The sequence below is a fragment of the Pseudomonas entomophila genome, assembly GCF_013523165.1.
GTDB classification, from domain to species: Bacteria; Pseudomonadota; Gammaproteobacteria; order Pseudomonadales; family Pseudomonadaceae; genus Aquipseudomonas; species Aquipseudomonas entomophila_A.
This window is the reverse complement of sequence record NZ_JAAMQI010000021.1, coordinates 49,030-75,582: the sequence shown is the minus strand read 5'-3', so window position 1 is coordinate 75,582 and position 26,553 is coordinate 49,030. Positions and strand designations below refer to the sequence as shown.

Genomic DNA, 26,553 nt, shown 5'->3' with positions numbered 1-26,553 from the left:
GTACAAACAGATCGTCTGTGCGGCCATGCGCAAGCTGCTGCACCTGGTGTATGGCGTGGTGAAATCCGACAAACCGTTCGACCCTCAGATCGCACTTGCGATGTGAGGATCAAGACGGTATCTACAGTGTGGATCGCGCTGCTGATCTGGCAGACCGCCGCGTCCCCCCTGTAGGAGCGGCCCCAGTGCCGCGATTGAGCCCGCAGGGCTCATAAAGACCGCCACCCCGATATCGATCAGAGCCAAAGAAGCCGCTCCATTACCTACCACAGCTTCAAGCAGACACTACCCTCAATCTACCCCTGGCACCCCGTCATCCCCGACGATCCTCTGCATGAACGTCAGATCCAGCCACCGTCCGAACTTCACCCCCACCTGCACCATCTGCCCGGTCACCACGAACCCCAGCCGCTCGTGCAGCCGGATGGACGCCGCATTGCCACTTTCGATGGCAGCCACCATCACATGCTTGCCGCCAACCCGCGCCCGTTCGATCAACGCCTCCATCAGCACTGGCCCCAGGCCCTTGCCCCGCTGATCACCGCGCACATAGACCGAATGCTCCACCGTGTACCTGAACCCCTCGAACGGCCGCCAGTCGCCGTACGAGGTATACCCCAGCACGCCGCTGTCATCGACGGCCACCAGGATCGGATACCCCTGGGCGGCACGCAGCTCGAACCACGCCTGGCGGTTGGCCAGGTCCACGGGCGTCTCGTTCCAGATCGCCGTGGTGTTGAGGACCGCATCGTTGTAGATGGCGAGGAGGTCGGGGAGATCATCTGGCAGGGCGTCACGCAGGTGGTAGGTCATGGGTGTGCTTCACGAAGGATCTGGGAACAGTAGGCCAAGCAGCCTGGGTTAATGCTGCCAGGGACGGGCATGTGGCAGGTTTGCACACTAGCCCGACTCACCCCACCTGACCAGCAGAAGGTTCAACCACCAGACCCTGTACGCTGATGGGATACTCAGGGCCTACGCGTAGGAACGTCGTCTTGCAGAAAACACATCCCGTGCTACACGCCTTGGCGTACCTGGATCAGGGCACGTAAGGGCAGAGGGGCAAATCTGAACATACTTGATGCATAGTGCTAGCAACGTGAGCGCACGGTATACGACATTTGGCGCTATAATTGCGCCAAATGTCGTACGAGGAGAATGCGCCATGATGTCCATCGAAACCGCCGAGGTTGGTGCTGCACGCAGGCCCACGGAATACCTGCTCCACGGCAATTCCGACCAGTTGAGCAACGTCATGATCTACAAGCAGACCCTCAAGGGGTTCGCGCTCAAAGACGTACAAGACATGCTTTCCATTTCGCTTCTGTATTCGACTCAGAAAGTCCTGAGCCGTATCGTTGGTAGGTCCGTGAGGACGCTCCAGCGACGGGGCAGCACCGAGCAACCCGCGCAGCTCAACGCTCAGCAGAGCGCTATCGCGTTCCAGTACGCCAAGGTGCTCGAGCACGCCATCACTGTCTTTGGAACTCAGGCGCTTGCCGAGGAATGGCTGGGACGTCCATGCAAGTACCTGGATGGCGACGTGCCGCTAGATGTCATCGACAACCCGGTCGGCTTTCAGGCAGTCGAGGATTATCTGGAGCGAATTGCCCTGGGCGTCTATCAATGAATGGATTGCCCTGGGCGTCATCCTGGCGTGCCTGGCGCCTTGATCGTGAGATCTACAAAGCGTCCTGGGACAGTGGCATCGGAGCTCGAACGTTCGGCGGACGGTGGAATCCACCGGGTCGTACTGTCGTGTACGCCTCAGCCGACCCGGCCACTGCCATCCTTGAGGTCGCCGTGCATGCCGGTTTCGACACGCTCGATACCGTTGCCCATGTGCTCACCTGCTTCGAAGTACTGGATCACCGCCTGATCAAGGTCGTACAACCCGAGGACGTGCCCAATCCCGTATGGCTGACGAGCGCTGCGGCTTCGCCCAACCAGCAGAAGTTTGCCGATGCGTTGCTCGCCGAGCACCCGTTCGTCTTGATTCCTTCTGCTGTAACCCGGCACTCGTGGAACCTGCTGATCAGCTGCGAACTCGCCGAGGGCAACTATCGGCTGGTGAGCCAAGAGCGGTTTGGCCTGGATACTCGGCTGATCGCGTCCTGACCGCTCGTCGAACATTTTGACACACCCTTGTGACTTGAGTACCGTGCGCCACCGCAGTAGATTCTGCGGTACGGGATTGGCGTCCCTGACAAGACAGAGATCGGATACGGCTGCCGAAGGCAGTGGTGTCCTGCATGGTTGCACCCGCTATGGGCGGCGCCGTGTGCGGGAGCCTTCGGGCTCACCGGTCCTCTGTCCGGCACGCCAACCCGCACGGCTCCGCCCACCTATATTGGCGTATGGGTACGGAGCGTCATCACAGAGAGTTGCAAGGAGTAACCCATGCTCGAGAAAGCCCTCCCAGATCCACCCTGCCTGTCGCTAAAGCCCCTCTCTTGCTCACGAGAGGTGCATCCATGAAATCACCGTCCTCTGCCTATCCCGATACTGGCGCCCCGCGCCCCGTCACCGCGTGTTCTTCTTTCGGCACGTGCAACCACGCCCACGAACCCACCTTCATGGTACGTGCAGGTATCGACAGCGAAGATGCGCTGGTGTGTGCCGTCGCCGCCTTGAAGGCCGCGTACGAAACCAATGCTACGGACTTGGAGAAAGCGGACGAACCGCTGCGTAGCCTGTTGATGGCGACGGAGAATTCGTTGGAGAAAGGCTTGGCGTTGGCCGAAGCCGTGTTGCACGGCATCGAAGCCAACTAGCCAGGCGCGCGCCCCCGGGTGAGGGGGCGCACCGATCAGCGCGTCTCGATCAGCGGTTGATCGGCCGCTTGCGCCGCACGACCTGATAGCTCACCGCGAGCACCAGGAACCAGAGCGGCGTGACCACCAGCGCGGCGCGGGTGTCGCTCTCCAGGCTCAACAGCACCAGGATGAAGGCGAAGAACGCCAGGCACACGTAGCACATCACGCGCCCGCCCGGCATCTTGTAACGCGAGGCCTGGTGCAGCGCGGCGCGGTGTTTGCGGTAGCTCAGGTAGGACAGCAGGATCAGCGTCCAGACGAACATGAACAACACCGCCGACACGGTGGTGACCAGGGTGAAGGCTTCGACCACGTCCGGGATCAGGTAGATCAGCACCGCGCCGAACAGCAGGCACAGGCAGGAGAAATACAACCCGTTGGCAGGCACCGCCCGACGCGACAGGCGCCCGAACGCGCCGGGGGCGTCGCCTTCCTGGGCCAGGCCGAACAGCATGCGGCTGGTGGAGAACACGCCGCTGTTGGCCGACGAGGCCGCCGACGTCAGCACCACGAAATTGATGATGCTCGCCGCCGCGGGCAGGCCTGCCAGCACGAACAGCTCGACGAAGGGGCTCTTGCCCGGCACCACGTCACGCCAGGGCGTCACGGCCATGATCGCGATCAGGGCCAGCACGTAGAACACGATGATGCGCACCGGGATCGAGTTGATCGCCCGGGGCAGGGTCCGCTCGGGGTTCTTCGCTTCGGCGGCCGTGGTGCCGACCAGCTCGATGCCGACGAAGGCGAACACGGCGATCTGGAAGCCGGCGAAGAAGCCCATCAGCCCATGGGGGAACATACCCCCGTCGTTCCACAGGTTGGCCAGTTGCGCGGTGCGCCCGCTCGGCGACTCGAACCCGATGACCACCATGTACAGGCCCGTGGCGACCAACCCGAGGATGGCGACGATCTTGATCAGGGCGAACCAGAATTCCATCTCGCCGAACAGCTTCACGGTGACCAGGTTCAGCGACAGCAGCACCGCGACGCAGGTCAGCGCCGGTATCCATTGCGGCAGGTCGGGGAACCAGAACTGCGAGTAGGCGGCGATGGCGATGACGTCGGCGATGCCGGTGATCACCCAGCAGAACCAGTAGGTCCAGCCCGTGAAGAAACCGGCCCAGGGGCCGAGCAGGTCGGCGGAGAAGTCGATGAACGACTTGTAGTTCAGGTTCGACAGCAGCAGTTCGCCCATGGCGCGCATGACGAAGAACAGCATGAAGCCGATGATCATGTAGACGAACAGGATCGACGGCCCGGCCAGGCTGATGGTCTTGCCCGACCCCATGAACAGGCCGGTGCCGATGGCGCCACCAATGGCGATCAGCTGGATGTGGCGATTGGTCAGGTTGCGTTGCAGGTGCTGGTCGTCGGCAGGACGGGAAGGGGTCCGTTTCATTGGCGGCATTCCATCGAGGCTCGGTCTTCTTGTCAGGGAAAGCCGCACAGGCTACCACGGCTCCCCGACAAGTGTGCGCGACGGATTGCCTCGACCGGGGTCGAGGCCTGGCAGGTCCGTGACGCCGACGGCTCAGGCGCTGGCCAGCATCCGGCGGCGTACCAGCACCGTGTCCACCAGCCACATCGCCAGCATCGACAGCCCCACCAGCGGGAAGGCCACGCCCAGCACCAGCATCACCCCGGTGGCCACCTTCCAGCGCGGCAGGTCATGGCGCAGGGGCGGTACCCCCAGACCACCGGCCGGCCGACGTTTCCACCACATCACCAGACCACTGACCGACCCGAGCAGCACCATCAGGCAGATCAGGCAGACCACCGCCTGGTGCAGCGGGCCGTACAGCTTGCCCTGGTGCAGCATCACCCCCATTTCCGTGGCGCGGGCCGCCAGCCCATAGTCGCGCCAGCGCACGTCGGCCAGCACCTTGCCGGTGTACTGGTCGACGTGGAGCGTGGCGTCATGGCGCGGATCGTCGGCGAACACCGCAAGGGTGAACACGCCTTCGGCGGTGGTGGGCAGCGTGATGCTGTAGCCCGGCTCGACCGCCCGCGCCGTGGCGATGTCCTGGACCTGTTGCAGGCTGACCTGCGGGGCGGCAGGGCCGCTGGACATCCCGTGATGGCCGGCATGCTCGGCGTGCGCGCCGGACTGCGGCATCGGGGTGTTTTCCATGGCCCAGGGCACGGTCTGCCGGTGGGCGCTGTTCAGGTCGCGGGCCTGCTGGTCCGAGGTGGGCATGGCGTTCCACATGGCCGCCGGAAAGCGGTTCCACAGGTCCGCGTACTGCTTGCCCCAGAAGCCGGTCCAGGTCATCCCGCTCAGCAGCACGAGCAACAGAAAGCCCGCGCCCCAGAAGCCGCTGACGGCGTGCAGGTCGCGCCACAGCACCCGTCCCCGCGCGGCGGCACGGGGCCACAGCACGCCACCGGTGCGCCGGCCGCGTGGCCACCACAGGTAGAGGCCGGACACCACCAGCACGATACCCCAGCCGGCCGCCAGCTCGATCAGGCGATCGCCCACCGTGCCGATCATCAGCTCGGCATGCAGGCCGCGGGCGATGGCCTGCAGGTTGTACTTGCTGTCCTGCGCGCCCAGCACCGTGCCCTGGTAGGGGTCGACGAAGACGTTCAGTTCACGGCCGGCATCGTGCACCACGAACTGCGCGCTGCGCTGCGGGTTCAGCGGCGGCAGGTACTGGGCCACGTGGCCCTGCGGGTAGGTGTGCTGCACCGAGGCCAGCAGCGCGTCGGCGCTCTGCCGGTGATGGCCGGTCTCGACCACCATCAGGTCGCGGTAGAGCAGCGGGTCCAGCTGCGGCTTGAACAGGTAGATCATGCCGGTGATCGACAGCAGAATCATGAACGGCGCGACGAACAGACCGGCATAGAAATGCCAGCGCCAGGCCAGGTTGTAGAATGAAACGCGTGACTCGCTCATGGAGCGCTCCCTTGTGGCTCAAGCAGGGCGCGGCCAGCCGACCGCACCCACGGGGTTCAGAAACTCAGGTCGACCTGGGTCCACAACGTGCGGCCCGGTTCGTTGACGGGTGTCGGGTCACTGGCCGGATATCCGAACCCGGCGTTACCCGCCAAGTTCAGATGCTCGGCGTAGGTCTTGTCGAACAGGTTGTCGACCCCCGCGCTGAGCTTGACCTGCTTGTTCACCCGGTAGGCACCGTTGAGCGAGAACACGCCGAACCCGGCGCTGTCGCGGTAGTCCTTGCCCACCACGTTGCCCTGGCCTTCGGCGATGCGTCGTTGGGGCGCCACCACACGCAGCAAGGCGCCGGTACTCCACTCATCGCGCGCATAGGTCAGGCCGAACCGGCTGTCCAAGGGCGGCATTTGTGGCAGGGCACGACCGTCGCTGCTGTTCTTGCCCCAGGCATACGCCAGGGTGGCATCGGCCTTCCAGTGCTCGAGCAGCGTATAGGCAACCCCCAGCTCCCCGCCCATCACCCGCGCATCGACATTGCTGGCGCGCGAACGGGCCGCGCCGGTCATGCCGGCCCGGTAGTCGAACAGGATGTAGTCGCGGATCTGCCCGGCGTAGGCCGACGCCCAGGCTTCCAGGCGCTCGTCCTTGTAGCTCAGGCCCAGGTCGAGCTGGGTGGTCTTCTCCGGCCTGATACCCGCGAAGGCGTCCCGCGCGCCCACCGGGCCGACGCCTGGGGAGAACAGCTCCCAGTAGTCGGGGAAACGCTGGGCATGGCCCAGGCCGACATAGGCGGTGGCGGGCAGTACGGTCAGATCGTGCTCCAGGCGCATGAAGCCGCTGGGCAGGCTGTCGGCGCGCTTGCGCGTGCCGGTGCTGCCGGCCTGACGGAAGTCGCGCGCGCTGGCACGATCCAGGCGCGCGCCACTGACCAGGCGGTCAGTGTCGGTGGCGTACCAGGTCAGCTCGGCGAAGGCGCCGTAGTCATGAAAGTCGGCGTCCTGGGTCCAGGCCTGGCCACGGTGGGCGTCCACGCCCATCCCGCCACGCTTGCGGTGCGTGTTGCGCTGGGCGTCGAGCCCACCGATCAGTTGCAGGTCGTCCCAGCGCCAGGTGGCCTTGAGCCGTGCGCCCAGGGCGCGGCGGTCGACGTTGCTGACCATCGGCCGGCCCATCATGCCGCTGCCCGACGGGCGCCGCAGGCTGTAGTTGTCCATGACGTGGTCGGCGTAGTTGTACCAGACCTGCGCCTCGAGCGTGTCGAGCACCTCGCCCAGGTTGGACCGCTCGAAGCGCAGCCCCAGGCTTTCGCGCTTGAACTGCGAGCCGTCCATACCGCGCCCGGCGTAGCGGGCTTCGCCGTCACCGCGCCCGGCGGTCAGCTCCAGCAGGGTGTCGGCGTCCGGGGTCCAGCCCACGGTGACATCGCCGTTCCACTTGTCCCAGCGTGACGGGACGTCGTCGCCGTGGCCATCGGCGTAGTCACCGGCACGTGACTGGTTGCCGACGAAGCGCGCGTAGGCCTGCCGGTTGCCTGCGGCTGCATCGAGACGCCTGTCGAAGCGGCCGTTGGAGCCGACCAGCAGGCTGGCATCGACCCGGCTGCCAAGCTCGCCGAAGCGTTCCGGATCGCGCTCGAACAACACCGTGCCAGCCGAGCCGCCCGGGCCCCAGATGACGCTCTGCGGGCCTTTGATGACCGTCAGCCGGTCGTAGGTCTGCGGCGAGATGTACGACGTCGGCGCATCCATGCGATTGGGGCAGGCGCCGAGCATCAGGCCGCCATTGGTGAGGATGTTCAGGCGCGAACCGAACAGGCCACGCAGCACCGGGTCGCCGTTGGTACCGCCCGAGCGGATGGCCGAAAAGCCCGGAATGGTCTTGAGGTAGTCGGCGCCGTCACTGGCCGGGACGGGCTGGCGTGGTTGCCTGGGGTCGGTGACCACGGTCAGGGGGGAGCTGGGCGCGACGGCGGTGATGACGGTGGGGCTGAGTTCGTCGCTGCCACGCAGGGCAGACACGGGCTCCGGGCCCGCCGCCAGGGCGAGGGGGGCGAGCAGCGAGCCGCACAGCAGCGTCAGCGGGGTGCGCAACGGTAGCGCAGAAAGGTACGTGCAACCGGTCATGAGGGTTCCAGTCGATCAGTCGGAAACGGGCGCGCGCCGCAGGGGCCCGCGCAAGTCGAAGGTTCAGACGTCGATCGAGGCCGGTGGCGCGCGGCTTCTGGCACCGGGGAACACGGTGCGCGTGGCGTGGCCAGGCTGCAGGGGCAGGGCGGCCGCGACCACGGGCGGCAGGCGGTGGGTGCCCAGCGGGCTCAGGGTGCTGGGCAGGGCAGGGCAGTTGAACAGCAGGCTGCAATAGCCGCACTGCTCCCAGAGCACGTGCAACTGAGGGTCGTGCTGGCGCCCGTGGTGCATCACACCGTGGGCCTGCGGATCGGCTGCGGAGGCCGCGTGTGCGTGCCCCTCCATGCCCGCGTTCATGGCCATGCCGGCGTGATGGCTCATCGGCATCGACTGAGCGATCAGGGGGCCGATGAAGATCATCCACATGGCGAACAGGCTCAGCCAGCTGCCGTTCACACGGTGGTGATCGGAGCGGCGGCGAGCAGGTCGGCCGAGGGGCAGGCGCATCACGAAGGATCAGGCGCGGTCAGTGGGTATGCGGCTGTCCAGTGGCGGCCTTGGGCGGCTCGCGCTGCACCAGCACCTGGACGGTGACGTCACCGGCCTTTTCGAAGTGCAGGGTCAACGGGAAGCGCTGGCCGTCGCTCAGCGACGTGCGCTCCGTCGGATGCATGAGCATGACGTGGTAGGCCCCCGGCGCGAAGGTCAGGTCCTGGCCGGCGGGTACCACGACGCTCTGCACCGGTTGCATGCGCATCAGGCCGTCATCGGTCTGGACGTGCGCATGCAGTTGCGCGTCGTCGGTGATCGGGCTGTCCACGCCCAGCAGGCGATCGTCCACCGCGGCGTTGTTGTGCACGACGAAGTAGGCCGCCACGCTGGGCGCGTTGGGCGGCAGTTGCATCGACCAGGGGTGGGCAATGTGCAGGTCGCCCTGGGTGTATTCGTGGGCGTTGGCGAAGGCGCCGGGCAGCAGCAGGGCGGCCAGGAGCAGGGCGTGCTTGAGCATGAAAGGTCTCCAGTGGTTGAGGCGCAGGACGGGTGTCGCAGCAGGCTCAGGCCGTGGGAGAAGCACGCGGGTTGAGCGCCGGCCACAATTGGCGAGGCGTGGTGCGCTCGCCGAGCGAAGGCGTGGCATGGGCCAGCCAGCGCAGCGGCGGATGGCGCAGTTGAGGCATGTGCCCTGGCAGGCTGAGCACGGGCGCCCCGCCCAGGCAGCACCCGTGGTGCAGTTCGGCCTTGCCCAGGTCGTGTGGCGCCAGGTCGATCGCGGCCACGTCGATCGCAGCCAGCGCCTGCCGATCCGCCTTGGCCGCGCCCGACAGGCTCGAACAGAACGCCCCCCACACCAGCTGCTGCGCCGCGTGGTGCGAGGCGGCGGAAGACAGCGGCATGGCCAGAAGGTTGAACAGCACGGCGAAGCAGGCTATCCAGGCGATGTGCCGACGTGGGGGCATGGAGAGATCCGGTCAGGAATCAGGGCGCGATTGTAACGCCGAGTATACGCAAAAGGGCCGGGGGTGCGATGACGTGCCGCACCCCCGGCCCCCATGGCACGTGGCGCGCCCTATGCCGTCTTGCCACGGCCCAGCAGGCCGCGAACGGTTTCCTGCAGGTCTGCCGGCAGCACCACGACCTTGGCGTTGTCGCTGCCGGCCAGGTGCTCCATGGCGCCAATGTAGCGTTCGCCGAGCAGGTACATGGCCGGCGTCGTCTCGCTGCCGACCGCCTCGCGCACCAGCGTGATGGCGCGTGCCGAGGCCTCGGCGAGGTTGATCTGCGCTTCGGCGTCCAGCCGCGCCGACTGCAGCCGTGCCTCGGCTTCGAGGATGGCGGCCTGCTTGGCCCCCTCGGCGCGCGTGACGTCGGCCTTTCGCTCACGTTCGGCGGCGGCCTGGCGCTCCATGGCGATCTGCATGTTCGGCGAGGGCTTGATGTCCTGGATCTCCACCGAGCGCACCGTGACGCCCCAGTCCTCGGTCTGCTCGGACATGGCGTCGCGCAGGCGTGCCTTGATCTGCTCGCGGCTGGACAGCGCTTCGTCGAGGTCCATGGCGCCGACGATGGCGCGCAGCGAGGTCATGGTCAGGCTGGTCACGGCGAAGGCGAAGTCCTGCACGCCATAGGAGGCTTTCTGCGGGTCGACCACCTTGGCGAAGCACAGGGCGTTGGCGACGATGACCGCGTTGTCGCGGGTGATGATCTCCTGCTGCTCGACGTCGAGGATGATGTCCTTGGTCGGCAGCCGGTAGGCGACCACGTCCATGTACGGGATGACGATGTTCAGGCCCGGCTTGAGGGTGGTGTGGTAGCGGCCGAGACGCTCGACGATCCACTCCTCGCCCTGGGGCACGATGCGCACCCCCTTGAACACGGACACGAGCACGAAGAGGGCGAGGGTACAGACGACGATGAGGCTGGTCATGGGGATGAACTCCTTGTAGCGATGATCAGGCCCGCACGACGCGGGCGGTGTTGCCTTCGATGGCGGTCAGGCGCACGCGCTCGCCGGCGGAAAGCTCGGTATCGGCCACGCAGACCCATTCCTCGTTGCCGAGGATCGGCTTCTGGAACCGGACCCGGCCTTTCTGGAACGGAGAAACGGGGGCGGTCAGCAGGCCTACTTCGCCCAGCACACTGTCGGCGGTCCAGCGCACGTCCGGCGTCTTGCGGCGGAACAGCCAGAACCACAGCGCGGTGGTGAGGCTCGAGAACAGCACCCACAGCAGGATCTGCACCGGCAGCTGCAGCGTCGGCATGGCCAGCGCGATCAAGGCGACCAGCACGGCACCGATGCCGAACCAGAGGATGAAGAAGGTCGGGAGGGCCAGCTCCAGCAGGATCAGCGCGATGCCGAAGACCAGCCAGATCCACCAGTGCATGTCCATGGGGTGGGTTCCTTGAAAAGGGGAGGCGAAGTGTAGAGTACAGGAGGGAAAGCAGGCCACGAGAAGGGGATGAAAACCGGGTAGGAGATTTCCGGCTTTGAGCCCGGTTGTCGATGCAGGCGCCAGCAGATGGACAGTCTGGGGGGCCGTCTGCGAGCATACTGATGAGCCTATAGGTATGGGAGCAACTGCCTCTTTATGCTCGATACATGTCCGACCACATGGGCTGGTGTATGGGCCCTACGGGCCCAATCGCGGCACTGGGGCCGCTCCCACAGGTGACCGCGATAGCCTGCAACCCTGCGGTGGGGCTACGGGTGTAGGAGCGGCCCCTGTGCCGCGATGGGCCGCAAAGCGGCCCTAAAATCGATTAGCAATGAAGCTTCGGATCCTGAGCTATCGTCATGTTCTCTGCGCGACAGCGCGGCGCCAAGGCGGCGGGCGGACTCCCACAGGTGCCCATTTCAAGCAGGCAATCGCACGATGGCAAAGCCACCTGTGGGAGCGGGCTTGCCTGCGATGACGTCCGCCCAGGCGCCGCCCTAGGCGATGCCCAGCGCCTCGGCCAACGCCTCGACGTCGAAGAACGCCCGGTCCACCGCCGGCAGGCAGGGCCGCGCCAGCACCAACACCGGCATCCCGCGCTCGCGCGCTACCTCGAGCTTCGGCTCGGTGGCGCCGCTGCCGCTGTTCTTGCTGACCAGCACGTCGAATTGCCCCCGCGCAAACAGAGCCCGCTCGTCTTCCAGGCGAAACGGCCCACGGGCACCGATCACTTCGCAGCGTGCATTGCCAGGGCAGGCCTCCAGTGCACGCAGGGTCCAGAACTGGTGTGCCGGAATCTCGTCCAGATGGCGCAGCGGCTCGCGGCCCAGGGTGAACAGCGGGCGTCGGAACGGCGCCAGCGCGTCGATCAGCGCCGGCCAGTCGGCCACCTCGCGCCAATCGTCCTTGGGCCCTGCCTGCCAGGCAGGACGGCGCAGCGCCCAGCACGGAATACCAACGGCCGCTGCCGCGCGTGCCGCATTGCCGCTGATCTGCGCCGCGTAGGGGTGTGTGGCGTCGATCAGCAGGTCGACATGCATTTCGCGCAGGTAGGCGGCCAGCCCTTCGGCGCCACCGTAACCGCCCACACGCACCTGGCACCGCAGATCGTCCGGCACCCGGCCGACCCCGGCCAGGCTGTAGGTGTGTTCAGGCCCCAGGCGTCGCGCCAGGGCCAAGGCTTCGGTGATGCCGCCGAGCAGCAGCAGGCGCGGCATCATGCCACCCCCGCCTGGCCGACGATGCCGCCCTGTCGGTCGATGGCGAACACCTCCACCCGCACCGTCGGCGGCACCACGCTGCGCGCGAACGCCAGGGCATGGGCGCAGACTGCATCACCCAGTTCGATGCCGGCCGCGCGCGCCAGCGCCAGGGCCTGCTGGCTGGTGTTGGCAGCGACGATCTCGGCCTGCAAGGTGGCATCGGCGCCCAGCTGCGCCGCCCACCCGGCCAGTTGCGGCAGGTCGATGCTCGAATGGCGGCTGTGCAGGTCCATGTGGCCGGCGGCGAGCTTGCTGATCTTGCCAAACCCTCCGCACAGGCTCAGGCGCGCCACCGGCACCTTGCGCACGTGCTTGAGCACCGCGCCGACGAAGTCGCCCATCTCGATCAAGGCAATCTCGGGCAGCCCGTAGACCCGGCGCATGGTGTCTTCGCTGGCATTGCCGGTGCACGCGGCCAGGTGGGTGTAGCCATTGGTGTGGGCGACGTCGATGCCCTGATGGATCGAGGCGATGTAGGCGGCGCAGGAGAACGGGCGGACGATGCCGCTGGTGCCGAGGATCGACAGCCCGCCCAGGATCCCCAGGCGCGGGTTCATGGTCTTGAGCGCCAGCGCATCACCGTCGCGCACGTTGACGATGACCTCGAAGCCGCCGCCATGGCCACAGGCCTCCGCCAGGCGTTGCAGGTGCTCGGCGATCATGCGGCGGGGCACAGGGTTGATCGCCGGCTCGCCCACGGCCAGCACCAGGCCGGGGCGGGTGACCGTGCCGACCCCGACACCGGCGAAGAAGCGCACCCCTGGCTCGGCACTCAGTCGCACTTCGCTGTACAACAGCGCGCCATGGGTGACGTCCGGGTCGTCGCCGGCATCCTTGAGCGTGCCGGCTTCGGCGCCCAGGGGCGTGAGACGGCAGAACTCCAGGCGCATCTGCACCTCGCGGCCCTTGGGCAGGGTGATGCCCACCGCATCGTCACGCTCGCCGGTCAGCAGCAGACGCGCAGCCGCCAGGGCGGTGGCCGTGGCGCAACTGCCGGTGGTCAGGCCGCTGCGCAGTGGCGCGGCCTGTTCGCGGGTCTCTTCACGCATCGAGGGGTTTGACCAGGTCGAGCAGGGTGATCGGCAACGCCTGACGCCAGGTGTCGAAGTTGCCCAGCGGCTGGGCATGGGCGACGTGCAGGCGCGTCAGCTCACCGCCGTGGACGGCTCGCCACTGGGCCAGGGTCAGTTCGCTCTGCAGCGTGACGGCATTGGCGACCAGGCGCCCGCCGGGCTTCAGTTGCGCCCAGCACTGCGCCAGCAGGCCGTCGACCGTCACGCCGCCGCCGATGAACACGGCATCCGGGCGCGGCAGACCGTCCAGCGCACCGGGCGCCTGCCCCCGCACCAGGCGCAGCCCGGGAACGCCCAAGGCATCGCGGTTGTGCTCGATGTGCGCCTGCCGGCCTTCGTCGGCTTCGACGGCGATGGCCCGGCAACTGGGATGGGCACGCATCCATTCGATGCCGATCGAGCCGCACCCGGCGCCCACGTCCCACAGCAGCTCGCCAGGGCGGGGCGCCAGGCGGGCCAACGTGACGGCGCGCACGTCGCGCTTGGTCAGCTGGCCGTCATGGCGAAAGGCGCTGTCCGGCAGGCCCACCACCGGCGACAGGGAGTACGTCGAGGGCTCGGCCAGGCATTCGATGGCCACCACGTTGAGCGCCGCGACCTGGGCATGGGGCCATGCCTCGGCGGTGTCGCTCAGGTGGCGCTCCTCGGTGCCGCCCAGGTGCTCGAACACCTGCAGGCGGCTCGGGCCGAAACCGCGTTCGCGCAGCAGGGCCGCGACCTGCGCGGGCGTCTGACCATCGTTGCTCAGCACCAGCAGGCGCACGCCGCTGTACACCTGGGCGTTGAGCGCCGCCAGGGGCCGTGCGACCAGCGACAGCACCTGCACCTCCTGCAGGGGCCAGCCCAGCCGGGCCGCCGCCAGGCTGCACGAGGACGGCATGGCGATGACCTGCATCTCGGCGGCCGGCACCTCGCGCGCCAGGCTGGCGCCGACGCCGTAGAACATCGGGTCGCCACTGGCCAGCACGCAGACCGGTTCGCCGCGGCAGGCCAGGAGGGGCTCCAGGGAGAAGGGGCGTGGCCAGTCCAGCCGCTCGGCGGTCACGCAGCGGGGCAGCAAGGCCAGCTGGCGCACGCTGCCGACCACGCGTGACGCCGCCAGCAGCGCACGCCGTGCCTGCTTGCCCAGGCCGCTGAAGCCGTCTTCTCCGATCCCCACCACCGTCAGCCAGGGCGTCATTGCATTACCTCGTCCACCAGAAGGGCGCGCGCCCCGATTCATTCGCCTCTTCGACCACTGGCTTTTCATGCCGATGGACAAAGCAGGCATAATACCGCGCCTTTCTACCCACCAGCGCACTTTCACGATTGTCGGATGCCCTCTTGAAGCCGGTCCTGCCCCCCGTCGTCTCACCCCGTCCCTCGGCCTGCCCGGGGTTGTGGCGTATCGTCGGCGCGCGTGACGGCGGCATCTGCCGCATCAAGCTCCCCGGCGGCGTGCTGTCGGCCGCTCAGGCCGAGGCGGTGGCCGAGGCGGCCCAGCGGTTCGCCGGGGGCGTGATCGAGGCGACCAACCGCGGCAACCTGCAGATTCGCGGGGTCGGTGCCGATCATCAGGGGCTGGTCGAGCACCTGCTGGCCGCCGGGCTGGGTCCGCGCGAGGCTGGCAGCGACGATGTGCGCAACCTCATGCTCAGCCCGCTGGCGGGGCTCGACCCGGCCGGGCTGTTCGACGCGCGGCCCTTGGCCGAGCAGATCCTGGCTCTGCTGGAGCGCACACCGCGCTTCCACCAGCTGTCGGCCAAGTTCGCCGTGCAGCTGGACGCAGGCGAAGCCCTGGCGATGCTCGAACACCCCCATGACCTGTGGCTGTCGGGCCTCGAACTCGACCGGCAGCCCTGGCTGGCCTTCGGCCTGGCTGGCTGCCCGGCGACCGACGCGCCGCTGGGCGCGGTGCCGTTGAGCGAAGGCCTGAACCTGGTGCAGGCCGTGTTGACGCGCTTCCTCGACCTGGCCAGCCTCGAACAGGCGCGCATGCGTCAGTTGCTCGAGACGTGCCCTGCCGAGCGATTCGTCGCAGGGCTCGGGCTGCCCGTGCGCGACGACCCGGCCGTGCGCACGTGGCGTCGGCCGGTCCGGGCGGCAGGCTGGCTCGGCGTGTTGCCCCAGCGCCATGGCCAGGCCCTGGGGCTGGCGCCCCCGCTGGGACGGCTGGACCCGGACATGCTGCGCGGCGCCGCGCACCTGGCGCGCGTCCATGGCGAGGGCAGCCTGCGCGTGACGCCTTGGCAAAGCCTGGTCCTGCCCGATGTCCAGGCCTCGTCGCTGCTCGAGGCACAGGCGCAGGCGCGCCGGCTCGGTCTGCTGACCGGGGCCGACCAGCCCTTGGCGCAGGTGATCGCCTGCACCGGCGCCCGAGGTTGCGCCAAGGGGCTGGCCGACACCAAGGGCGATGCCCTGACCCTGGCGGGCCTGCTGCCGCCGGGTGCGCCGGGCCGCGTGCACCTGAGCGGCTGCATCCGTTCCTGCGCAGCGGCCCATGTCGCCCCTGCCACCTTGCTGGCCCGCGCCCCGGGCCGCTATGACCTGTACCTGCGCGATGCGCGCTTGCCGGGCTTCGGCACCCTGCGCGCACGCGACCTCACCTTGAACGAAGCAGGCGCCATGCTCGACCTGCCGACGGAGCACCCTGATGATTGACTACATTCGCGACGGTCAGGAGATCTATCGCAATTCCTTCCGCATCATCCGTGAGGAGGCGCGTCTCGACCGGATTCCGGCCGACCTGGAAAAACTCGCGGTCCGGGTGATCCACGCCTGCGGCATGGTCGACGCCATCGACGGGCTGCAGTTCTCGCCAGGCGCGGGCCAGGCCGGGCGTGAGGCCCTGGCCCAGGGCGCGCCGATCCTCTGTGACGCGCACATGGTGGCCGAGGGCATCACCCGCGCCCGTCTGCCGGCCAACAACCCCGTGGTCTGCACCCTGCGCGACCCCAGCGTGCCAGGCCTGGCCAAGGCTGCCGGCAACACCCGTTCGGCGGTGGCCCTTGAGTTGTGGCGCCCGCACCTGGAAGGCAGTGTGGTGGTGATCGGCAATGCCCCCACCGCGCTGTTCTACCTGCTGGAGATGCTCGATGCCGGTGCGCCGAAGCCGGCCTTGATCCTGGGCTTCCCGGTCGGCTTCGTCGGCGCGGCAGAGTCCAAGGCCATGCTGGCGGCCGACAGCCGCGGCGTGCCGTTCGTGATCATGCAAGGGCGCCTGGGCGGCAGTGCCATGGCCGCCGCAGCGGTCAACGCGCTGGCCACGGAGGTGGAGTGATGGGCGCGCGCGGACGGCTGTTCGGGCTGGGGGTCGGCCCTGGCGATCCTGAACTGATCACGGTCAAGGCGCAGCGCCTGCTGGGCGAGGTCGCCGTGGTGGCGTACTTCGTCGCCAAGGGCAAGCGCGGCAATGCCTTCGGCATCATCGAGGCGCACCTGCAGGCCGAGCAGACCTTGCTGCCGCTGGTGTACCCGGTGACCACCGAGGCGCTGCCGGCGCCCCTGTCCTACGAGCAGGTGATCAGCGACTTCTACGACGAGGCCAGCCGGCAGGTTGCCGCGCACCTGGACGCCGGACGCGACGTCGCGGTGATCTGCGAGGGCGATCCGTTCTTCTATGGCTCGTACATGTACGTTCACGACCGCCTGGCGCAGCAGTACGAGACCCAGGTGATCCCGGGCGTGTGCTCGATGCTCGGCGGCGCCTCGGTGCTCGGGGCGCCGTTGGTCTACCGCAACCAGAGCCTGTCGGTGCTCTCGGGCGTGCTGCCCCCTGACGAACTCAAGCGCCGCCTGGCCGACGCCGATGCGGCGGTGATCATGAAACTGGGGCGCAACTTCATCAAGGTTCGCCAGGTGCTGGTCGAGCTGGGCCTGGACGGGCGCGCGCTGTACGTCGAGCGCGCGACCATGGGCAACCAGAAGATCGTGCCGCTCGACGCGGTCGACCCGCTGTCTTCGCCTTACTTCTCGCTGATCATCGTGCCGGGGGAAAAATGGCAGGGCTAACCACGCGCAAGGCACCGGCCATCGTCGTGCTCGGCCAGGGTGGCCTGGCCGCTGCCCGGCAGATCCAGGCGCTGTACCCACAGTCTCAGGTGCATGGTCTGGTCGGGCGCGTGGAGCAGGCCGACCTCGGCTACACGGCGTTCGGCGAGACATTGCGGGCCCTGTACCAGCAGGATACGCCGATCATCGCCCTGTGCGCGGCCGGGATCGTCATCCGTGCGCTGGCCAGCCTGCTGAGCGAGAAAGACCACGAGCCGCCCGTGCTGGCGGTGGCCGAGGACGGCAGTGCGGTGGTGCCGCTGCTCGGCGGGCTGGGCGGGGTGAACGTCATGGCTCGCGAGATCGGTGCGGCGCTGGCAGTGCCGGCGGCGATCACCACCAGCGGCGAGCTGCGTTTCGGCACCTGCCTGCTCAACCCGCCGAGCGGTTATGTCCTGGCCGACCTCGAACAGGGCAAGCGGTTCGTCTCCGACCTGCTCGGCGGCGAGTCGCTGCGCATCGAAGGGCAGGCCCCGTGGCTGGCCCCGGCGCGCCTGCCCACCCACGAGCAGGCACGACGCACCTTGTACGTCGGCTGCGAGGCCCGCCTGGCGAACCGTGACGAGCTGCTGATCCATGCGCGCCAGGTGGTGGTCGCGCTCGAAGGCCCTGGGCCGGCCCTGGCCAGTAGCATTCGCCAGGCACTGGCCCAGGCCGCATTGGTCGAGCCAGCCGTGGCCTGCCTGGTGGCCGGCGAGCTGCACATGGCCGAACCGAGCCTGCACGAAGCCGCACGCGCCCTGGGCGTACCGCTGCGCTTCGTGCCCGGCGACGCTTGTGCACAAGCCGTGCTGGCCCAGGCCTTGCCGGAGGCGCGCTTCGTCCCGACCGACGTCACCGGTGTCGCGCTGGCCGTGGCCGCGCAACCGGTGCCGCCCGAGGCGGTAGGGCGTGCCCGTGGACGCCTGGCGGTGATCGGCCTCGGGCCGGGCGCTGCCGACTTGATGGTGCCTGCGGTCAAGGCCGAGCTGGCCCGTGCCAACGATGTGCTGGGGTATGAGACCTACGTGCGCATGGCCGGCCCGTTCCGCGCGGACCAGGTGCTGCACTGCACCGACAACCGTGAAGAGATGCAGCGTGCGCGGCATGCCTTCGAACTGGCGGCGCAAGGCCGCTCGGTGGTGGTGGTGTCGTCGGGGGACCCGGGCGTGTTCGCCATGGCGGCGGCGGTGATGGAGGCCCTGCACGAATCGAGCGACCCGGCCTGGGCCAGGGTCGAGCTGGAGGTGCTGCCGGGCGTGTCCGCGTCCCTGGCCACCGCCGCCTTGGCAGGCGCTCCTCTGGGGCACGACTTCTGCGTGATGTCGCTGTCCGACAACCTCAAGCCTTGGTCGATCATCGAGACCCGTCTGGATTTGGCCGCCCAGGCCGACCTGGCGCTGGCGTTCTACAACCCCATTTCCCGCGCTCGTCCATGGCAGTTGGGCAAGGCCCTGGATGTGGTGCGCCGTCACCGCGACCCGGCGACGCCGGTCGTGCTCGGGCGCGACGTCGGCCGTCCGGCCCAGGCGCTGCGGGTAGTGACCCTGGGCGAGCTGGTGCCGGAGATGGTCGACATGCGCACCATGGTGCTGGTGGGGTCGTCGACGACCTGCACGTTCCCGCGCGCCGAGGGTGGGGTGTGGGTGTACACGCCCCGGTGGTATGGCAGCAAGCCGTGAGCCTCGAGCGCCGTGATAGCGGCTACTGGCAGGGGCTGGTGGGGCGGGCTTGCCCGTGAGGCAGGCGCCGCCGGATCGGACGCTATCGCTGGCAAGCCCCACCGGCCCTCATTCCAAACCACTGCCTGGCATCAGCCTGCTGACTGGCCTCTGTGGGAGCGGGCTTGCCCGCGATGCAGGCGCCGCCGGATCGGACGCTATCGCTGGCAAGCCAGCTCCCACCGGCCCTCATTCCAAACCACTGTCTGGCATCAGCCCACTGACTGGCCCCTGAGTGAGATCAGCCTGCTGACTGGCCCCTGTGGGAGCGGGCTTGCCCGCGACGAGCCCGCAGGGCGCTCGAGACCAGCCCCAGCCTCACGACACCCGCTTTCCCGCCTGCTGCGCCTGCTGCTCGACCCAGTGCTGCACCAGCTCGCGCAACTGCGACAACTCCACCGGCTTGGCCATGTGCCCATCCATGCCGGCCTGCAGCGCGCGGTCCTTGTGTTCGGAGAGGATGTGCGCGGTCAGGGCCACGATCGGGGTGCGGGGACGCTGCTGCTCGGCTTCCCACGCGCGCAGGCGCTCGGTGGCCGAGAAACCGTCGAGCACAGGCATCTCGCAATCCATCAGCACCAGGTCGTAGCGTTTGCGCTGCATGGCCTGCAGCGCCTCTTCGCCATTGCTGGCGGTATCGGGCTCCAGGTTGAGCTTGCCGAGCATGCCGCGGATCACCTTGGTGGAGATGCTGTTGTCCTCGGCCACCAGGATGTGGAAGTCGCTGGGCAGCTCCAGGGCAGGCGCACCCTCGACGCCCAGGAACGCTACGGCCTCCCGGCCACGCTGGGCCAGCTCTTCGGCCAGGGTGGTCTTGAGCGTGTACCCGGCTACCGGCTTGGCCAGGATGCGCTTGATCCCGGCGTTGCGCGCGACCACCCGGCTCGGGGCGTTGCTGATGCCGGTGAGCATGATCACCAGGATGTCGTGGTTTAGGCTGGGGTCTTCCTTGATCCGGGCCGCCAAGTGCATGCCGGTCATGCCGGGCATGTTCTGGTCGAGCAGCACCACATCGAAGTAGTCGCGCAGGTGGGCCTTGGTACGCAGCAGGGCCAGAGCTTCCTTGCCCGAAGCGACCGCGCTGACGTTCATGCCCCAGGCGCTGCACTGCTGCACCAGTACCTTGCGGCAGGTTTCGTTGTCGTCGACCACCAGCACCCGTGCTTCTCGCAGGGACTCGTCCAGGTCGGTCGGTGATTGTTGCAGGCGGCTCGGGTCGAGTGGCAGGGTCAACCACAAGGTGTTGCCCAGCCCGCTGGTGCTCTTGATGTTGAACTCGCCCTGCATCAGCCCGACCAGCTGCTTGGCGATGACCAGCCCCAGGTGCCCGCCCAGTTCATGGTCGGACAGGAAGTGCCGGCTGTGCAGCTCGGACTGCAACAGGGCCTCGCGCTCGGCCTCGGGCATGGGGGCGCCATTGTCCTGCACGGCGATGCGCAGGCGCGATGACTCGCCACGCTGCTCGAGCGCCACCGCCAGCAGGATCTCGCCCTGCTCGGTGTTCTTCAGGGCATTGTCCAGCAGGCTCGACAGCGCCTGGCGCAGGCGGGTCGGGTCGCCGCTCACCACCTTGGGCACCGACGGGTGGGTGAAGCTGATCAGCTCGATGTCCTGCTGCTCGGCCTTGGCGCGGAAGATGTCCAGGCAGTCCTCGAGCAGCGCGTTGAGGTCGAACTGCACGTCGTCGAGTTCGATCTGCCGGGATTCGAGCTTGGAGATGTCGAGAATCTCGTTGATCAGCGTCAGCAGCTCGTTGCCGGCGCTGTGGATGGTCTGCACGTAGTCGCGCTGCTTGACCGACAGCGGAGTGCCCAGCAGCAGTTCGGTCATGCCCAGCACCCCGTTCATCGGGGTGCGGATCTCGTGGCTGATCTTGGACAGGAACTCGGCCTTGGCATTGATTTCGGCATCGCTCGCGGCCAGGGCCCGGCTGGCGCTGATGCGCGCCAGGCTGATCTTGCGCAGGCGCTCGCCGACCGCCATGTTGAACAGCACCCCGCTGATCACCGTCATGCCCATCAGGGTGCACAGCAGCCAGGGCATGGGCGTGCGGGTGAACGCCAGCAGGGCCGGCAGCAGCACCAGGCCGCCGACGGTGAACACCAGCATGGCGGCGATGAACAGGCGCGCCGGGGCGTAGCCGCGATGTCCGTGGTAGATCGCCACCGCCAGCATGCTCAGGCTGCCCAGGGCGAGCAGACCATAGGTCATCAGGTTCAGGGGCAGGGTGTCGACGAACAGCAGGACCAGCCCACTGATGCCGGCGACCAGGATCTCGATCTGCAGCAGCCGGTTCAGCCGCGCCGACTGGCAAGGCGCGAAGAAGTGCTGGGTGAAATACAGCCCGGCCATGCCCGCCAGCACCAGCGTCAGGTAGGCCGCCGGGGTTTGCGCGGTGTGCCACAGGTGCCACCAGGGGCCGCTGAGGTTGAGCAGGATCAAGGCGCTGAGCAGCATCAGCCCATGGTAGAGCGCCAGGACCAGGCAGGTGCTGGAGCGTGAATGGAAGAAGCGGATCAGGTTGTGCAGGATCAGCATCACCAGCCCACCGAACAGCATCCCGAACAGCAGCGGCTGGAACTGGTGGGCGGCGGCGACCGCCGCGGTTTCCAGGCTGATCGCCGGACGCAACTGGTGTTCGGAGACCAGCCTCAGGTAGATGTCCAAGGGGCGGTCGGTGTTGGGCAGCGCCAGCACATGATCGCTGCTGCGCAGGGTCGGGCTGGCGCCGGTCATGTCGCGCCCATGGTGCAACTGGCGCACGACGGTCTGACCGTCGAGGGCGTACAGGTCCAGGCGCGAAAGGTCGGGGGCGAAGATGCGCAGCAGGCGTTCCTGCTGGCCAGGTTCGAGTCGGTAGTGCAGCCACAGGGCCTGGTCGGGCAGTGCCGCATCCAGCTCCTCCAGGCGCAGGGGGCTGAACTGGTGGCGATAGCGGTCGGAGCGCACGTCGCTCACCTGCAGGTTGGCCTGCTCGTCGAGCAGCACGGCCCAGCCATCGCCTTGGTTGGCAGTGGCCGGCGGCAGGCAGAACAAGGTCAGTGCACTGAAGATCAGGACAATGGCAATCCGAAGCCGACGCACGACGAGTTCCCTTCTTTGCTAGGTGCCGGGGTCGCCACTATGCGTGGCATACCAAGCCGAAGGCAAGGCCCAGGGCGGGCCTTGCGACGAACCGGGGACAGTGCGTCGCACCGCTGGCGCTGTCCGGTCCGTGAGCGATCAGTGCTGCTCGCCGCGCTCGCGGGCGATGGCACGGTAACCGATGTCGCTGCGGTGGAAGCCGCCGTCCCAACGGATCTGCTCGGCCAGGCGGTAGGCCTGCTGCTGGGCTGCCTCGACCGTGTCGCCCAGCGCCGTAGCACACAGCACACGCCCGCCACTGGTGACGACCTGGCCGTCCTTGAGCGCCGTGCCGGCATGAAAGACCTTGCCTTCGAGCGCTGCCGCTGCGTCCAGGCCACTGATCGGCGTGCCCTTGGCATAGTCGCCCGGGTAGCCGCCGGCAGCCAGGACCACGCCCAGGCTCGGCCGTGGGTCCCATTGCGCCTCGACCTTGTCCAGCGCCTCGGCGAATGCCGCCTCGATCAGCAGCACCAGGCTCGATTCCAGGCGCAGCATGACCGGCTGGGTTTCCGGGTCACCGAAGCGGCAGTTGAATTCGATGACCTTGGGGTTGCCAGCCTTGTCGATCATCAGGCCTGCATACAGAAAGCCCGTGTAGACGTTGCCTTCTTCGGCCATGCCGCGCACCGTCGGCCAGATCACCTGGTCCATGACGCGCTGGTGCACCTCGGCGGTCACCACCGGGGCAGGGGAGTAGGCGCCCATGCCGCCGGTGTTCGGGCCGCTGTCGCCGTCGCCGACGCGCTTGTGGTCCTGGCTGGTGGCCATCGGCAGCACATTGTGGCCGTCGACCATGACGATGAAGCTGGCTTCTTCGCCGTCGAGGAACTCTTCGATCACCACCCGCGAACCGGCATCGCCGAAGGCATTGCCCGCCAGCATGTCGCGCACGGCGGCTTCGGCCTCGTCCAGGGTCATGGCGACGATGACGCCCTTGCCCGCGGCCAGGCCGTCGGCCTTGATCACGATCGGTGCGCCCTTCTCGCGCAGGTAGGCCAGCGCCGGCTCGATCTCGGTGAAGTTCTGGTAGTCGGCGGTCGGGATCTTGTGACGCGCCAGGAAGTCCTTGGTGAACGCCTTGGAGCCTTCCAGCTGCGCTGCGCCCTTGGTCGGGCCGAAGCAGTCCAGACGACGGCTGCGGAACAGGTCGACCACACCCAGCACCAGCGGCGCCTCGGGGCCGACGATGGTCAGGTCGACGTTCTTCTCGGCGAAGTCGGCCAGCTGTTCCAGGGCGGTGACGTCGATGGCGACGTTCTCGCACTTGGGCTCGATGGCGGTGCCGGCGTTGCCTGGCGCGACGAAGACTTTTTCGACGCGGGGGTCCTGAGCGACTTTCCACGCCAGGGCGTGTTCGCGACCGCCATTGCCGATGATCAAAACTTTCATGTCAAAACCTCGAAATCTGTCGAACGGGAAGCGTTGCTTCGCACTGTACGAGGCCGCAATGAAGTGGGTAGATGCAAGGCGGGGCCGGTTCCGATGAGCGGGGTTGCCTGATGGCAATGAGCATCAGCGGAACCGGCCCCAACGCAGCAGATGCCTGCTTCAGTGCGGCCGATTACGGTCAATCAGTGGCGGAAGTGGCGCATGCCGGTGAATACCATGGCGATGCCCGCTTCGTCGGCCGCGGCGATCACTTCGGCGTCACGCATCGAGCCGCCTGGCTGGATCACGGCGCTGATGCCGACCTTGGCGGCATTGTCGATGCCGTCGCGGAACGGGAAGAACGCGTCCGAGGCCATGACCGCGCCTTGCACCTGCAGCCCGGCGTGTTCGGCCTTGATGGCGGCGATGCGGGCGGAGTTGACGCGGCTCATCTGGCCGGCACCGACGCCGATGGTCTGGCGGTTCTTGGCGTAGACGATGGCGTTGGACTTGACGAACTTGGCGACTTTCCAGGCGAACACCAGGTCGTGGATTTCCTGTTCGGTCGGGGCGCGGCGGGTGACGATCTTCAGGTCGTCGGCGGTGATCATGCCGTTGTCACGGCTCTGCACCAGCAGGCCGCCGTTGACCCGCTTGAAGTCCCAGCCGGCGGCGCGCTCGGCGGGCCACTGGCCGCACTCGAGCAGGCGTACGTTCTGCTTGGTGGCGACCACGTCGCGGGCGGCCTGGGAAATGCTCGGGGCGATGATCACCTCGACGAACTGACGCTCGACGATGGCCTGGGCGGTGGCGCCGTCCAGCTCACGGTTGAAGGCGATGATGCCGCCGAACGCCGACTCGCTGTCGGTGGCGTAGGCCAGTTCGTAGGCCTGGCGGATGCCGCCGTCGGCGTCCAGGGCGACGGCCACGCCGCAGGGGTTGGCGTGCTTGACGATCACGCAGGCCGGCTTGGTGAAGCTCTTCACGCATTCCAGTGCGGCGTCGGTGTCGGCCACGTTGTTGAACGACAGTTCCTTGCCCTGCAGCTGCACGGCGGTGGAGATGCTGGCTTCGCCCTGCTTGGCCTCGACGTAGAACGCCGCGCTCTGGTGCGGGTTCTCGCCGTAGCGCATCTCCTGCGCCTTGACGAACTGGCTGTTGAAGGTGCGTGGGAATTCGCTGCGCGCGTCGGTGCTCAGGGTCTCGCGGGACTGGTCGAGGGTGCCCATGTAGTTGGCGATCATGCCGTCGTAGGCCGCGGTGTGCTCGAAGGCCTTGAGCATCAGGTCGAAGCGCTGGGCGTAGGTCAGGCCGCCGGCCTTGAGGCCGTCGAGCACGCTGGCGTAGTCGCTGGCGTTGACCACGATGGCCACGTCCTTGTGGTTCTTGGCCGCCGAGCGGACCATGGTCGGACCACCGATGTCGATGTTCTCGACCGCCGTCGGCAGGTCGCAGCCTGGCTTGGTGATGGTCGCCTCGAAGGGGTAGAGGTTGACGGCCACCAGGTCGATCGGCTGGATGCCGTGCTCGGCCATGATGGCGTCATCGGTGCCGCGGCGCCCGAGAATGCCACCGTGGATCTTGGGGTGCAGGGTCTTGACCCGGCCGTCCATCATTTCGGCGAAGCCGGTGTAATCGGCCACTTCCACCGCGTCGACGCCATTGTCCTTGAGCAGCTTGTAGGTGCCGCCGGTGGACAGGATCTCGACGCCCAGCTGTTGCAGTTCACGAGCGAATTCGAGGATACCGGTCTTGTCGGAGACGCTGATCAGGGCGCGGCGGATCGGCAGGCGGGTAGTCTGGTCGGTCATTTCGGATTCCATAACGCGGTGGAGTCAGCAAAAAAGGCGACCTCATCGAATGGGAGTCGCCTTTTCTGGTTGGGATTCGGGTTACAACAGGTCGTACTGCTTGAGCTTCTTGCGCAAGGTGCCCCGGTTGAGTCCGAGCATCTCGCTGGCCTTGGTCTGGTTGCCCTTGACGTAGTTCATCACGCTTTCGAGCAGCGGCGCCTCCACTTCGGAGAGCACCAGGTTGTACACGTCCGTGACGGTCGCGCCTTCGAGGTGGGCGAAGTAGTTGTGCAGCGCCTTTTCCACACTGCCGCGCAGGGTCCGGCCCTCTTCGCTCGGCGTGTTCAGGTGCTGTTTGAGGTTGACGTTGTCGCTCACGGGCGTTGTTCCACTCACTAAAGTCTCGGTCATCATCGTCATGCGGCCACCCCTGGTCCTTCCGTTGTCTCAAGGCTCTGTCGACGTTCCTCGAAGAATTCGCGAACGTTGGCGCACTGCGCTTGTGTCTCTTCCAAGGCATTGAATCGCTGGCGAAACTCCTTTCCGCCCGGTTGTGTCGCCAGGTACCAGCTCACATGCTTGCGCGCGATGCGCACGCCCATCACATCCCCATAGAAGGCATGCAATGCGGCCAGGTGCCCCAGCAGGATGCTTTCCACGTCGTCCAGCCCTGGCGCCGGCAGCGTCTCGCCGGTGCGCAGGTAATGCTCGATCTCGCGAAAGATCCACGGCCGACCCTGCGCCGCACGGCCGATCAGCAGGCCGTCGACCCCGGTCGCCTCGAGCACCGCCCGGGCCTTGGCCGGCGAGGTGATGTCGCCATTGGCGAAGACCGGGATCGACACCGCCTGCTTGATCTGCGCGATGGTGTCGTACTCGGCGTCGCCGGTGTACAGGTCGGCGCGGGTACGGCCGTGCACCGCCAGGGCCTGGATCCCGGCCTGCTCGGCGATCTTCGCCACGTTCAGGCCGTTCTTGTTGTCCCGGTCCCAGCCGGTACGGATCTTCAGGGTCACCGGGACGTCCACGGCACCGACCACGGCGTGCAGGATCTCGGTGACCAGCGCTTCATCTCTCAATAAAGCAGAGCCTGCCGCCTTGTTGCAGACTTTTTTCGCCGGGCAGCCCATGTTGATGTCGATGATCTGTGCCCCCGACTCGACATTGGCCCGTGCGGCAGCCGCCAGCATCTGCGCGTCGCCCCCGGCGATCTGCACCGAGCGCGGCTCGGGATCGCCTTCGTGGATGCGACGCAGCCGGGATTTGCGGCTGTTCCAGAGACGCAGGTCGCTGGTGACCATTTCCGAGACCACCATGCCAGCGCCCAGCCGTTGGCAGAGCGTACGGAAAGGCTGGTCCGTGACCCCGGCCATGGGCGCAAGGATCAGGTTGTTCCGTAATGTATAAGGGCCGATGCGTACCGCCGACATA

General features: G+C 67.4%; 24 protein-coding genes. 7 read left to right on the top strand and 17 right to left on the bottom strand.

Translation table 11 applies throughout. The annotated features are described in order from the left end of the window. Nucleotides 1-291: 291 nt before the first annotated feature. Complete coding sequence (locus G7Z99_RS15980; RefSeq protein ID WP_181095461.1) at nucleotides 292-813, bottom strand: GNAT family N-acetyltransferase; 522 nt, start codon at nucleotides 811-813, stop codon at nucleotides 292-294. A gap of 352 nt (nucleotides 814-1,165) precedes the next feature. Here G7Z99_RS15980 and G7Z99_RS15975 point away from each other — a divergent pair, with 352 nt between their 5' ends. From G7Z99_RS15975 to G7Z99_RS15965, 3 genes are all read left to right on the top strand, one after another. After that, nucleotides 1,166-1,630: an antitoxin Xre/MbcA/ParS toxin-binding domain-containing protein gene (locus tag G7Z99_RS15975; RefSeq protein ID WP_181095459.1), complete on the top strand. Its 465-nt coding sequence runs from the start codon at nucleotides 1,166-1,168 to the stop codon at nucleotides 1,628-1,630. Next, the gene (locus tag G7Z99_RS15970; RefSeq protein ID WP_181095457.1) at nucleotides 1,627-2,118 is read left to right on the top strand and encodes an RES family NAD+ phosphorylase; all 492 of its coding nucleotides are present in this window, start codon (nucleotides 1,627-1,629) and stop codon (nucleotides 2,116-2,118) included. The genes G7Z99_RS15975 and G7Z99_RS15970 overlap by 4 nt, the downstream gene beginning before the upstream one ends. Before the next feature lie 356 nt (nucleotides 2,119-2,474). Continuing rightward, nucleotides 2,475-2,774, top strand: coding sequence for a hypothetical protein (locus tag G7Z99_RS15965; RefSeq protein WP_181095455.1), 300 nt, complete (start codon nucleotides 2,475-2,477; stop codon nucleotides 2,772-2,774). Nucleotides 2,775-2,823: 49 nt separating this feature from the next. Here G7Z99_RS15965 and cycA read toward each other — a convergent pair whose 3' ends face one another. The 11 genes from cycA to cbiE form a co-directional block, all read right to left on the bottom strand. Beyond that, nucleotides 2,824-4,215 (bottom strand): D-serine/D-alanine/glycine transporter, encoded by a 1,392-nt coding sequence (cycA, locus tag G7Z99_RS15960; RefSeq protein WP_181095453.1) that lies wholly within the window; start codon nucleotides 4,213-4,215, stop codon nucleotides 2,824-2,826. A 132-nt stretch (nucleotides 4,216-4,347) separates the two neighbouring features. After that, the gene (locus tag G7Z99_RS15955) at nucleotides 4,348-5,712 is read right to left on the bottom strand and encodes a PepSY-associated TM helix domain-containing protein (RefSeq protein ID WP_181095451.1); all 1,365 of its coding nucleotides are present in this window, start codon (nucleotides 5,710-5,712) and stop codon (nucleotides 4,348-4,350) included. Between the two features lie 56 nt (nucleotides 5,713-5,768). After that, on the bottom strand, nucleotides 5,769-7,835 hold the full coding sequence (locus G7Z99_RS15950; protein WP_181095449.1) for a TonB-dependent copper receptor: 2,067 nt from the start codon (nucleotides 7,833-7,835) through the stop codon (nucleotides 5,769-5,771). Nucleotides 7,836-7,898: 63 nt separating this feature from the next. After that, nucleotides 7,899-8,345 (bottom strand): DUF2946 domain-containing protein, encoded by a 447-nt coding sequence (locus G7Z99_RS15945; protein WP_181095447.1) that lies wholly within the window; start codon nucleotides 8,343-8,345, stop codon nucleotides 7,899-7,901. Between the two features lie 19 nt (nucleotides 8,346-8,364). Beyond that, nucleotides 8,365-8,847: a copper chaperone PCu(A)C gene (locus G7Z99_RS15940; protein WP_181095445.1), complete on the bottom strand. Its 483-nt coding sequence runs from the start codon at nucleotides 8,845-8,847 to the stop codon at nucleotides 8,365-8,367. A gap of 46 nt (nucleotides 8,848-8,893) precedes the next feature. Beyond that, nucleotides 8,894-9,295 carry a DUF2946 family protein gene (locus tag G7Z99_RS15935; RefSeq protein ID WP_181095443.1) on the bottom strand — a complete coding sequence of 134 codons (402 nt, stop codon included), beginning with the start codon at nucleotides 9,293-9,295 and terminating at the stop codon, nucleotides 8,894-8,896. Between the two features lie 110 nt (nucleotides 9,296-9,405). After that, on the bottom strand, nucleotides 9,406-10,263 hold the full coding sequence (locus G7Z99_RS15930) for an SPFH domain-containing protein (RefSeq protein WP_181095442.1): 858 nt from the start codon (nucleotides 10,261-10,263) through the stop codon (nucleotides 9,406-9,408). Nucleotides 10,264-10,288: 25 nt separating this feature from the next. Further along, nucleotides 10,289-10,726, bottom strand: a complete 438-nt coding sequence (locus G7Z99_RS15925; RefSeq protein ID WP_181095440.1) for an NfeD family protein — start codon at nucleotides 10,724-10,726, stop codon at nucleotides 10,289-10,291. A 542-nt stretch (nucleotides 10,727-11,268) separates the two neighbouring features. Next, nucleotides 11,269-11,991, bottom strand: coding sequence for a cobalt-precorrin-6A reductase (locus tag G7Z99_RS15920; RefSeq protein WP_181095438.1), 723 nt, complete (start codon nucleotides 11,989-11,991; stop codon nucleotides 11,269-11,271). Then, nucleotides 11,988-13,082, bottom strand: a complete 1,095-nt coding sequence (locus G7Z99_RS15915) for a cobalt-precorrin-5B (C(1))-methyltransferase (RefSeq protein WP_181095436.1) — start codon at nucleotides 13,080-13,082, stop codon at nucleotides 11,988-11,990. Before G7Z99_RS15915 ends, G7Z99_RS15920 begins: the two co-directional genes overlap by 4 nt. Next, the gene (gene cbiE, locus G7Z99_RS15910; protein WP_181095434.1) at nucleotides 13,075-14,286 is read right to left on the bottom strand and encodes a precorrin-6y C5,15-methyltransferase (decarboxylating) subunit CbiE; all 1,212 of its coding nucleotides are present in this window, start codon (nucleotides 14,284-14,286) and stop codon (nucleotides 13,075-13,077) included. Before cbiE ends, G7Z99_RS15915 begins: the two co-directional genes overlap by 8 nt. 128 nt (nucleotides 14,287-14,414) lie before the next feature. Between cbiE and cobG the strand changes: the two genes are divergently transcribed. The 4 genes from cobG to cobJ are packed head-to-tail and all read left to right on the top strand — an operon-like array spanning nucleotide 14,415 to nucleotide 18,796. Beyond that, complete coding sequence (gene cobG / locus G7Z99_RS15905) at nucleotides 14,415-15,746, top strand: precorrin-3B synthase (protein ID WP_375139164.1); 1,332 nt, start codon at nucleotides 14,415-14,417, stop codon at nucleotides 15,744-15,746. Continuing rightward, a complete protein-coding gene (locus G7Z99_RS15900; RefSeq protein ID WP_181095430.1) occupies nucleotides 15,739-16,365 on the top strand; it encodes a precorrin-8X methylmutase in 627 nt (208 codons plus the stop codon). The genes cobG and G7Z99_RS15900 overlap by 8 nt, the downstream gene beginning before the upstream one ends. Next, nucleotides 16,365-17,096 (top strand): precorrin-2 C(20)-methyltransferase, encoded by a 732-nt coding sequence (locus G7Z99_RS15895; RefSeq protein ID WP_181095428.1) that lies wholly within the window; start codon nucleotides 16,365-16,367, stop codon nucleotides 17,094-17,096. Before G7Z99_RS15900 ends, G7Z99_RS15895 begins: the two co-directional genes overlap by 1 nt. Next, nucleotides 17,084-18,796: a precorrin-3B C(17)-methyltransferase gene (cobJ, locus tag G7Z99_RS15890; RefSeq protein ID WP_181095426.1), complete on the top strand. Its 1,713-nt coding sequence runs from the start codon at nucleotides 17,084-17,086 to the stop codon at nucleotides 18,794-18,796. The genes G7Z99_RS15895 and cobJ overlap by 13 nt, the downstream gene beginning before the upstream one ends. Nucleotides 18,797-19,153: 357 nt before the next feature. Here the strand turns inward: cobJ and G7Z99_RS15885 are convergent, their stop codons facing one another. The 5 genes from G7Z99_RS15885 to dusB all read right to left on the bottom strand — a co-directional run bounded on the left by G7Z99_RS15885 (nucleotide 19,154) and on the right by dusB (nucleotide 26,552). Then, nucleotides 19,154-21,919 carry a hybrid sensor histidine kinase/response regulator gene (locus G7Z99_RS15885; protein WP_181095424.1) on the bottom strand — a complete coding sequence of 922 codons (2,766 nt, stop codon included), beginning with the start codon at nucleotides 21,917-21,919 and terminating at the stop codon, nucleotides 19,154-19,156. A 138-nt stretch (nucleotides 21,920-22,057) separates the two neighbouring features. Then, nucleotides 22,058-23,350, bottom strand: a complete 1,293-nt coding sequence (gene purD, locus G7Z99_RS15880; protein ID WP_181095422.1) for a phosphoribosylamine--glycine ligase — start codon at nucleotides 23,348-23,350, stop codon at nucleotides 22,058-22,060. Between the two features lie 182 nt (nucleotides 23,351-23,532). After that, nucleotides 23,533-25,140, bottom strand: coding sequence for a bifunctional phosphoribosylaminoimidazolecarboxamide formyltransferase/IMP cyclohydrolase (gene purH / locus G7Z99_RS15875; protein ID WP_181095420.1), 1,608 nt, complete (start codon nucleotides 25,138-25,140; stop codon nucleotides 23,533-23,535). A gap of 81 nt (nucleotides 25,141-25,221) precedes the next feature. Continuing rightward, nucleotides 25,222-25,542 carry a DNA-binding transcriptional regulator Fis gene (gene fis / locus G7Z99_RS15870; protein ID WP_060395064.1) on the bottom strand — a complete coding sequence of 107 codons (321 nt, stop codon included), beginning with the start codon at nucleotides 25,540-25,542 and terminating at the stop codon, nucleotides 25,222-25,224. Next, entirely contained in the window at nucleotides 25,539-26,552 is a 1,014-nt protein-coding gene (gene dusB, locus G7Z99_RS15865) for a tRNA dihydrouridine synthase DusB (protein WP_181095417.1), read from the bottom strand. Before dusB ends, fis begins: the two co-directional genes overlap by 4 nt. Nucleotide 26,553 lies beyond the last annotated feature (1 nt).

Bases quoted from the DNA above. Each gene is read 5' to 3' on its own strand.
- G7Z99_RS15920 (WP_181095438.1), bottom strand. From the start codon at position 11,991: ATGATGCCGCGCCTGCTGCTGCTCGGCGGCATCACCGAAGCCTTGGCC.
- purH (WP_181095420.1), bottom strand. From the start codon at position 25,140: ATGACCGACCAGACTACCCGCCTGCCGATCCGCCGCGCCCTGATCAGC.
- purD (WP_181095422.1), bottom strand. From the start codon at position 23,350: ATGAAAGTTTTGATCATCGGCAATGGCGGTCGCGAACACGCCCTGGCG.
- cycA (WP_181095453.1), bottom strand. From the start codon at position 4,215: ATGAAACGGACCCCTTCCCGTCCTGCCGACGACCAGCACCTGCAACGC.
- G7Z99_RS15940 (WP_181095445.1), bottom strand. From the start codon at position 8,847: ATGCTCAAGCACGCCCTGCTCCTGGCCGCCCTGCTGCTGCCCGGCGCC.
- G7Z99_RS15945 (WP_181095447.1), bottom strand. From the start codon at position 8,345: ATGCGCCTGCCCCTCGGCCGACCTGCTCGCCGCCGCTCCGATCACCAC.
- G7Z99_RS15915 (WP_181095436.1), bottom strand. From the start codon at position 13,082: ATGCGTGAAGAGACCCGCGAACAGGCCGCGCCACTGCGCAGCGGCCTG.
- cobJ (WP_181095426.1), top strand. From the start codon at position 17,084: ATGGCAGGGCTAACCACGCGCAAGGCACCGGCCATCGTCGTGCTCGGC.
- G7Z99_RS15930 (WP_181095442.1), bottom strand. From the start codon at position 10,263: ATGACCAGCCTCATCGTCGTCTGTACCCTCGCCCTCTTCGTGCTCGTG.
- G7Z99_RS15925 (WP_181095440.1), bottom strand. From the start codon at position 10,726: ATGGACATGCACTGGTGGATCTGGCTGGTCTTCGGCATCGCGCTGATC.
- G7Z99_RS15895 (WP_181095428.1), top strand. From the start codon at position 16,365: ATGGGCGCGCGCGGACGGCTGTTCGGGCTGGGGGTCGGCCCTGGCGAT.
- G7Z99_RS15965 (WP_181095455.1), top strand. From the start codon at position 2,475: ATGAAATCACCGTCCTCTGCCTATCCCGATACTGGCGCCCCGCGCCCC.
- fis (WP_060395064.1), bottom strand. From the start codon at position 25,542: ATGACGATGATGACCGAGACTTTAGTGAGTGGAACAACGCCCGTGAGC.
- G7Z99_RS15955 (WP_181095451.1), bottom strand. From the start codon at position 5,712: ATGAGCGAGTCACGCGTTTCATTCTACAACCTGGCCTGGCGCTGGCAT.
- G7Z99_RS15950 (WP_181095449.1), bottom strand. From the start codon at position 7,835: ATGACCGGTTGCACGTACCTTTCTGCGCTACCGTTGCGCACCCCGCTG.
- G7Z99_RS15900 (WP_181095430.1), top strand. From the start codon at position 15,739: ATGATTGACTACATTCGCGACGGTCAGGAGATCTATCGCAATTCCTTC.
- dusB (WP_181095417.1), bottom strand. From the start codon at position 26,552: ATGTCGGCGGTACGCATCGGCCCTTATACATTACGGAACAACCTGATC.
- G7Z99_RS15935 (WP_181095443.1), bottom strand. From the start codon at position 9,295: ATGCCCCCACGTCGGCACATCGCCTGGATAGCCTGCTTCGCCGTGCTG.
- G7Z99_RS15970 (WP_181095457.1), top strand. From the start codon at position 1,627: ATGAATGGATTGCCCTGGGCGTCATCCTGGCGTGCCTGGCGCCTTGAT.
- G7Z99_RS15975 (WP_181095459.1), top strand. From the start codon at position 1,166: ATGATGTCCATCGAAACCGCCGAGGTTGGTGCTGCACGCAGGCCCACG.
- cbiE (WP_181095434.1), bottom strand. From the start codon at position 14,286: ATGACGCCCTGGCTGACGGTGGTGGGGATCGGAGAAGACGGCTTCAGC.
- G7Z99_RS15980 (WP_181095461.1), bottom strand. From the start codon at position 813: ATGACCTACCACCTGCGTGACGCCCTGCCAGATGATCTCCCCGACCTC.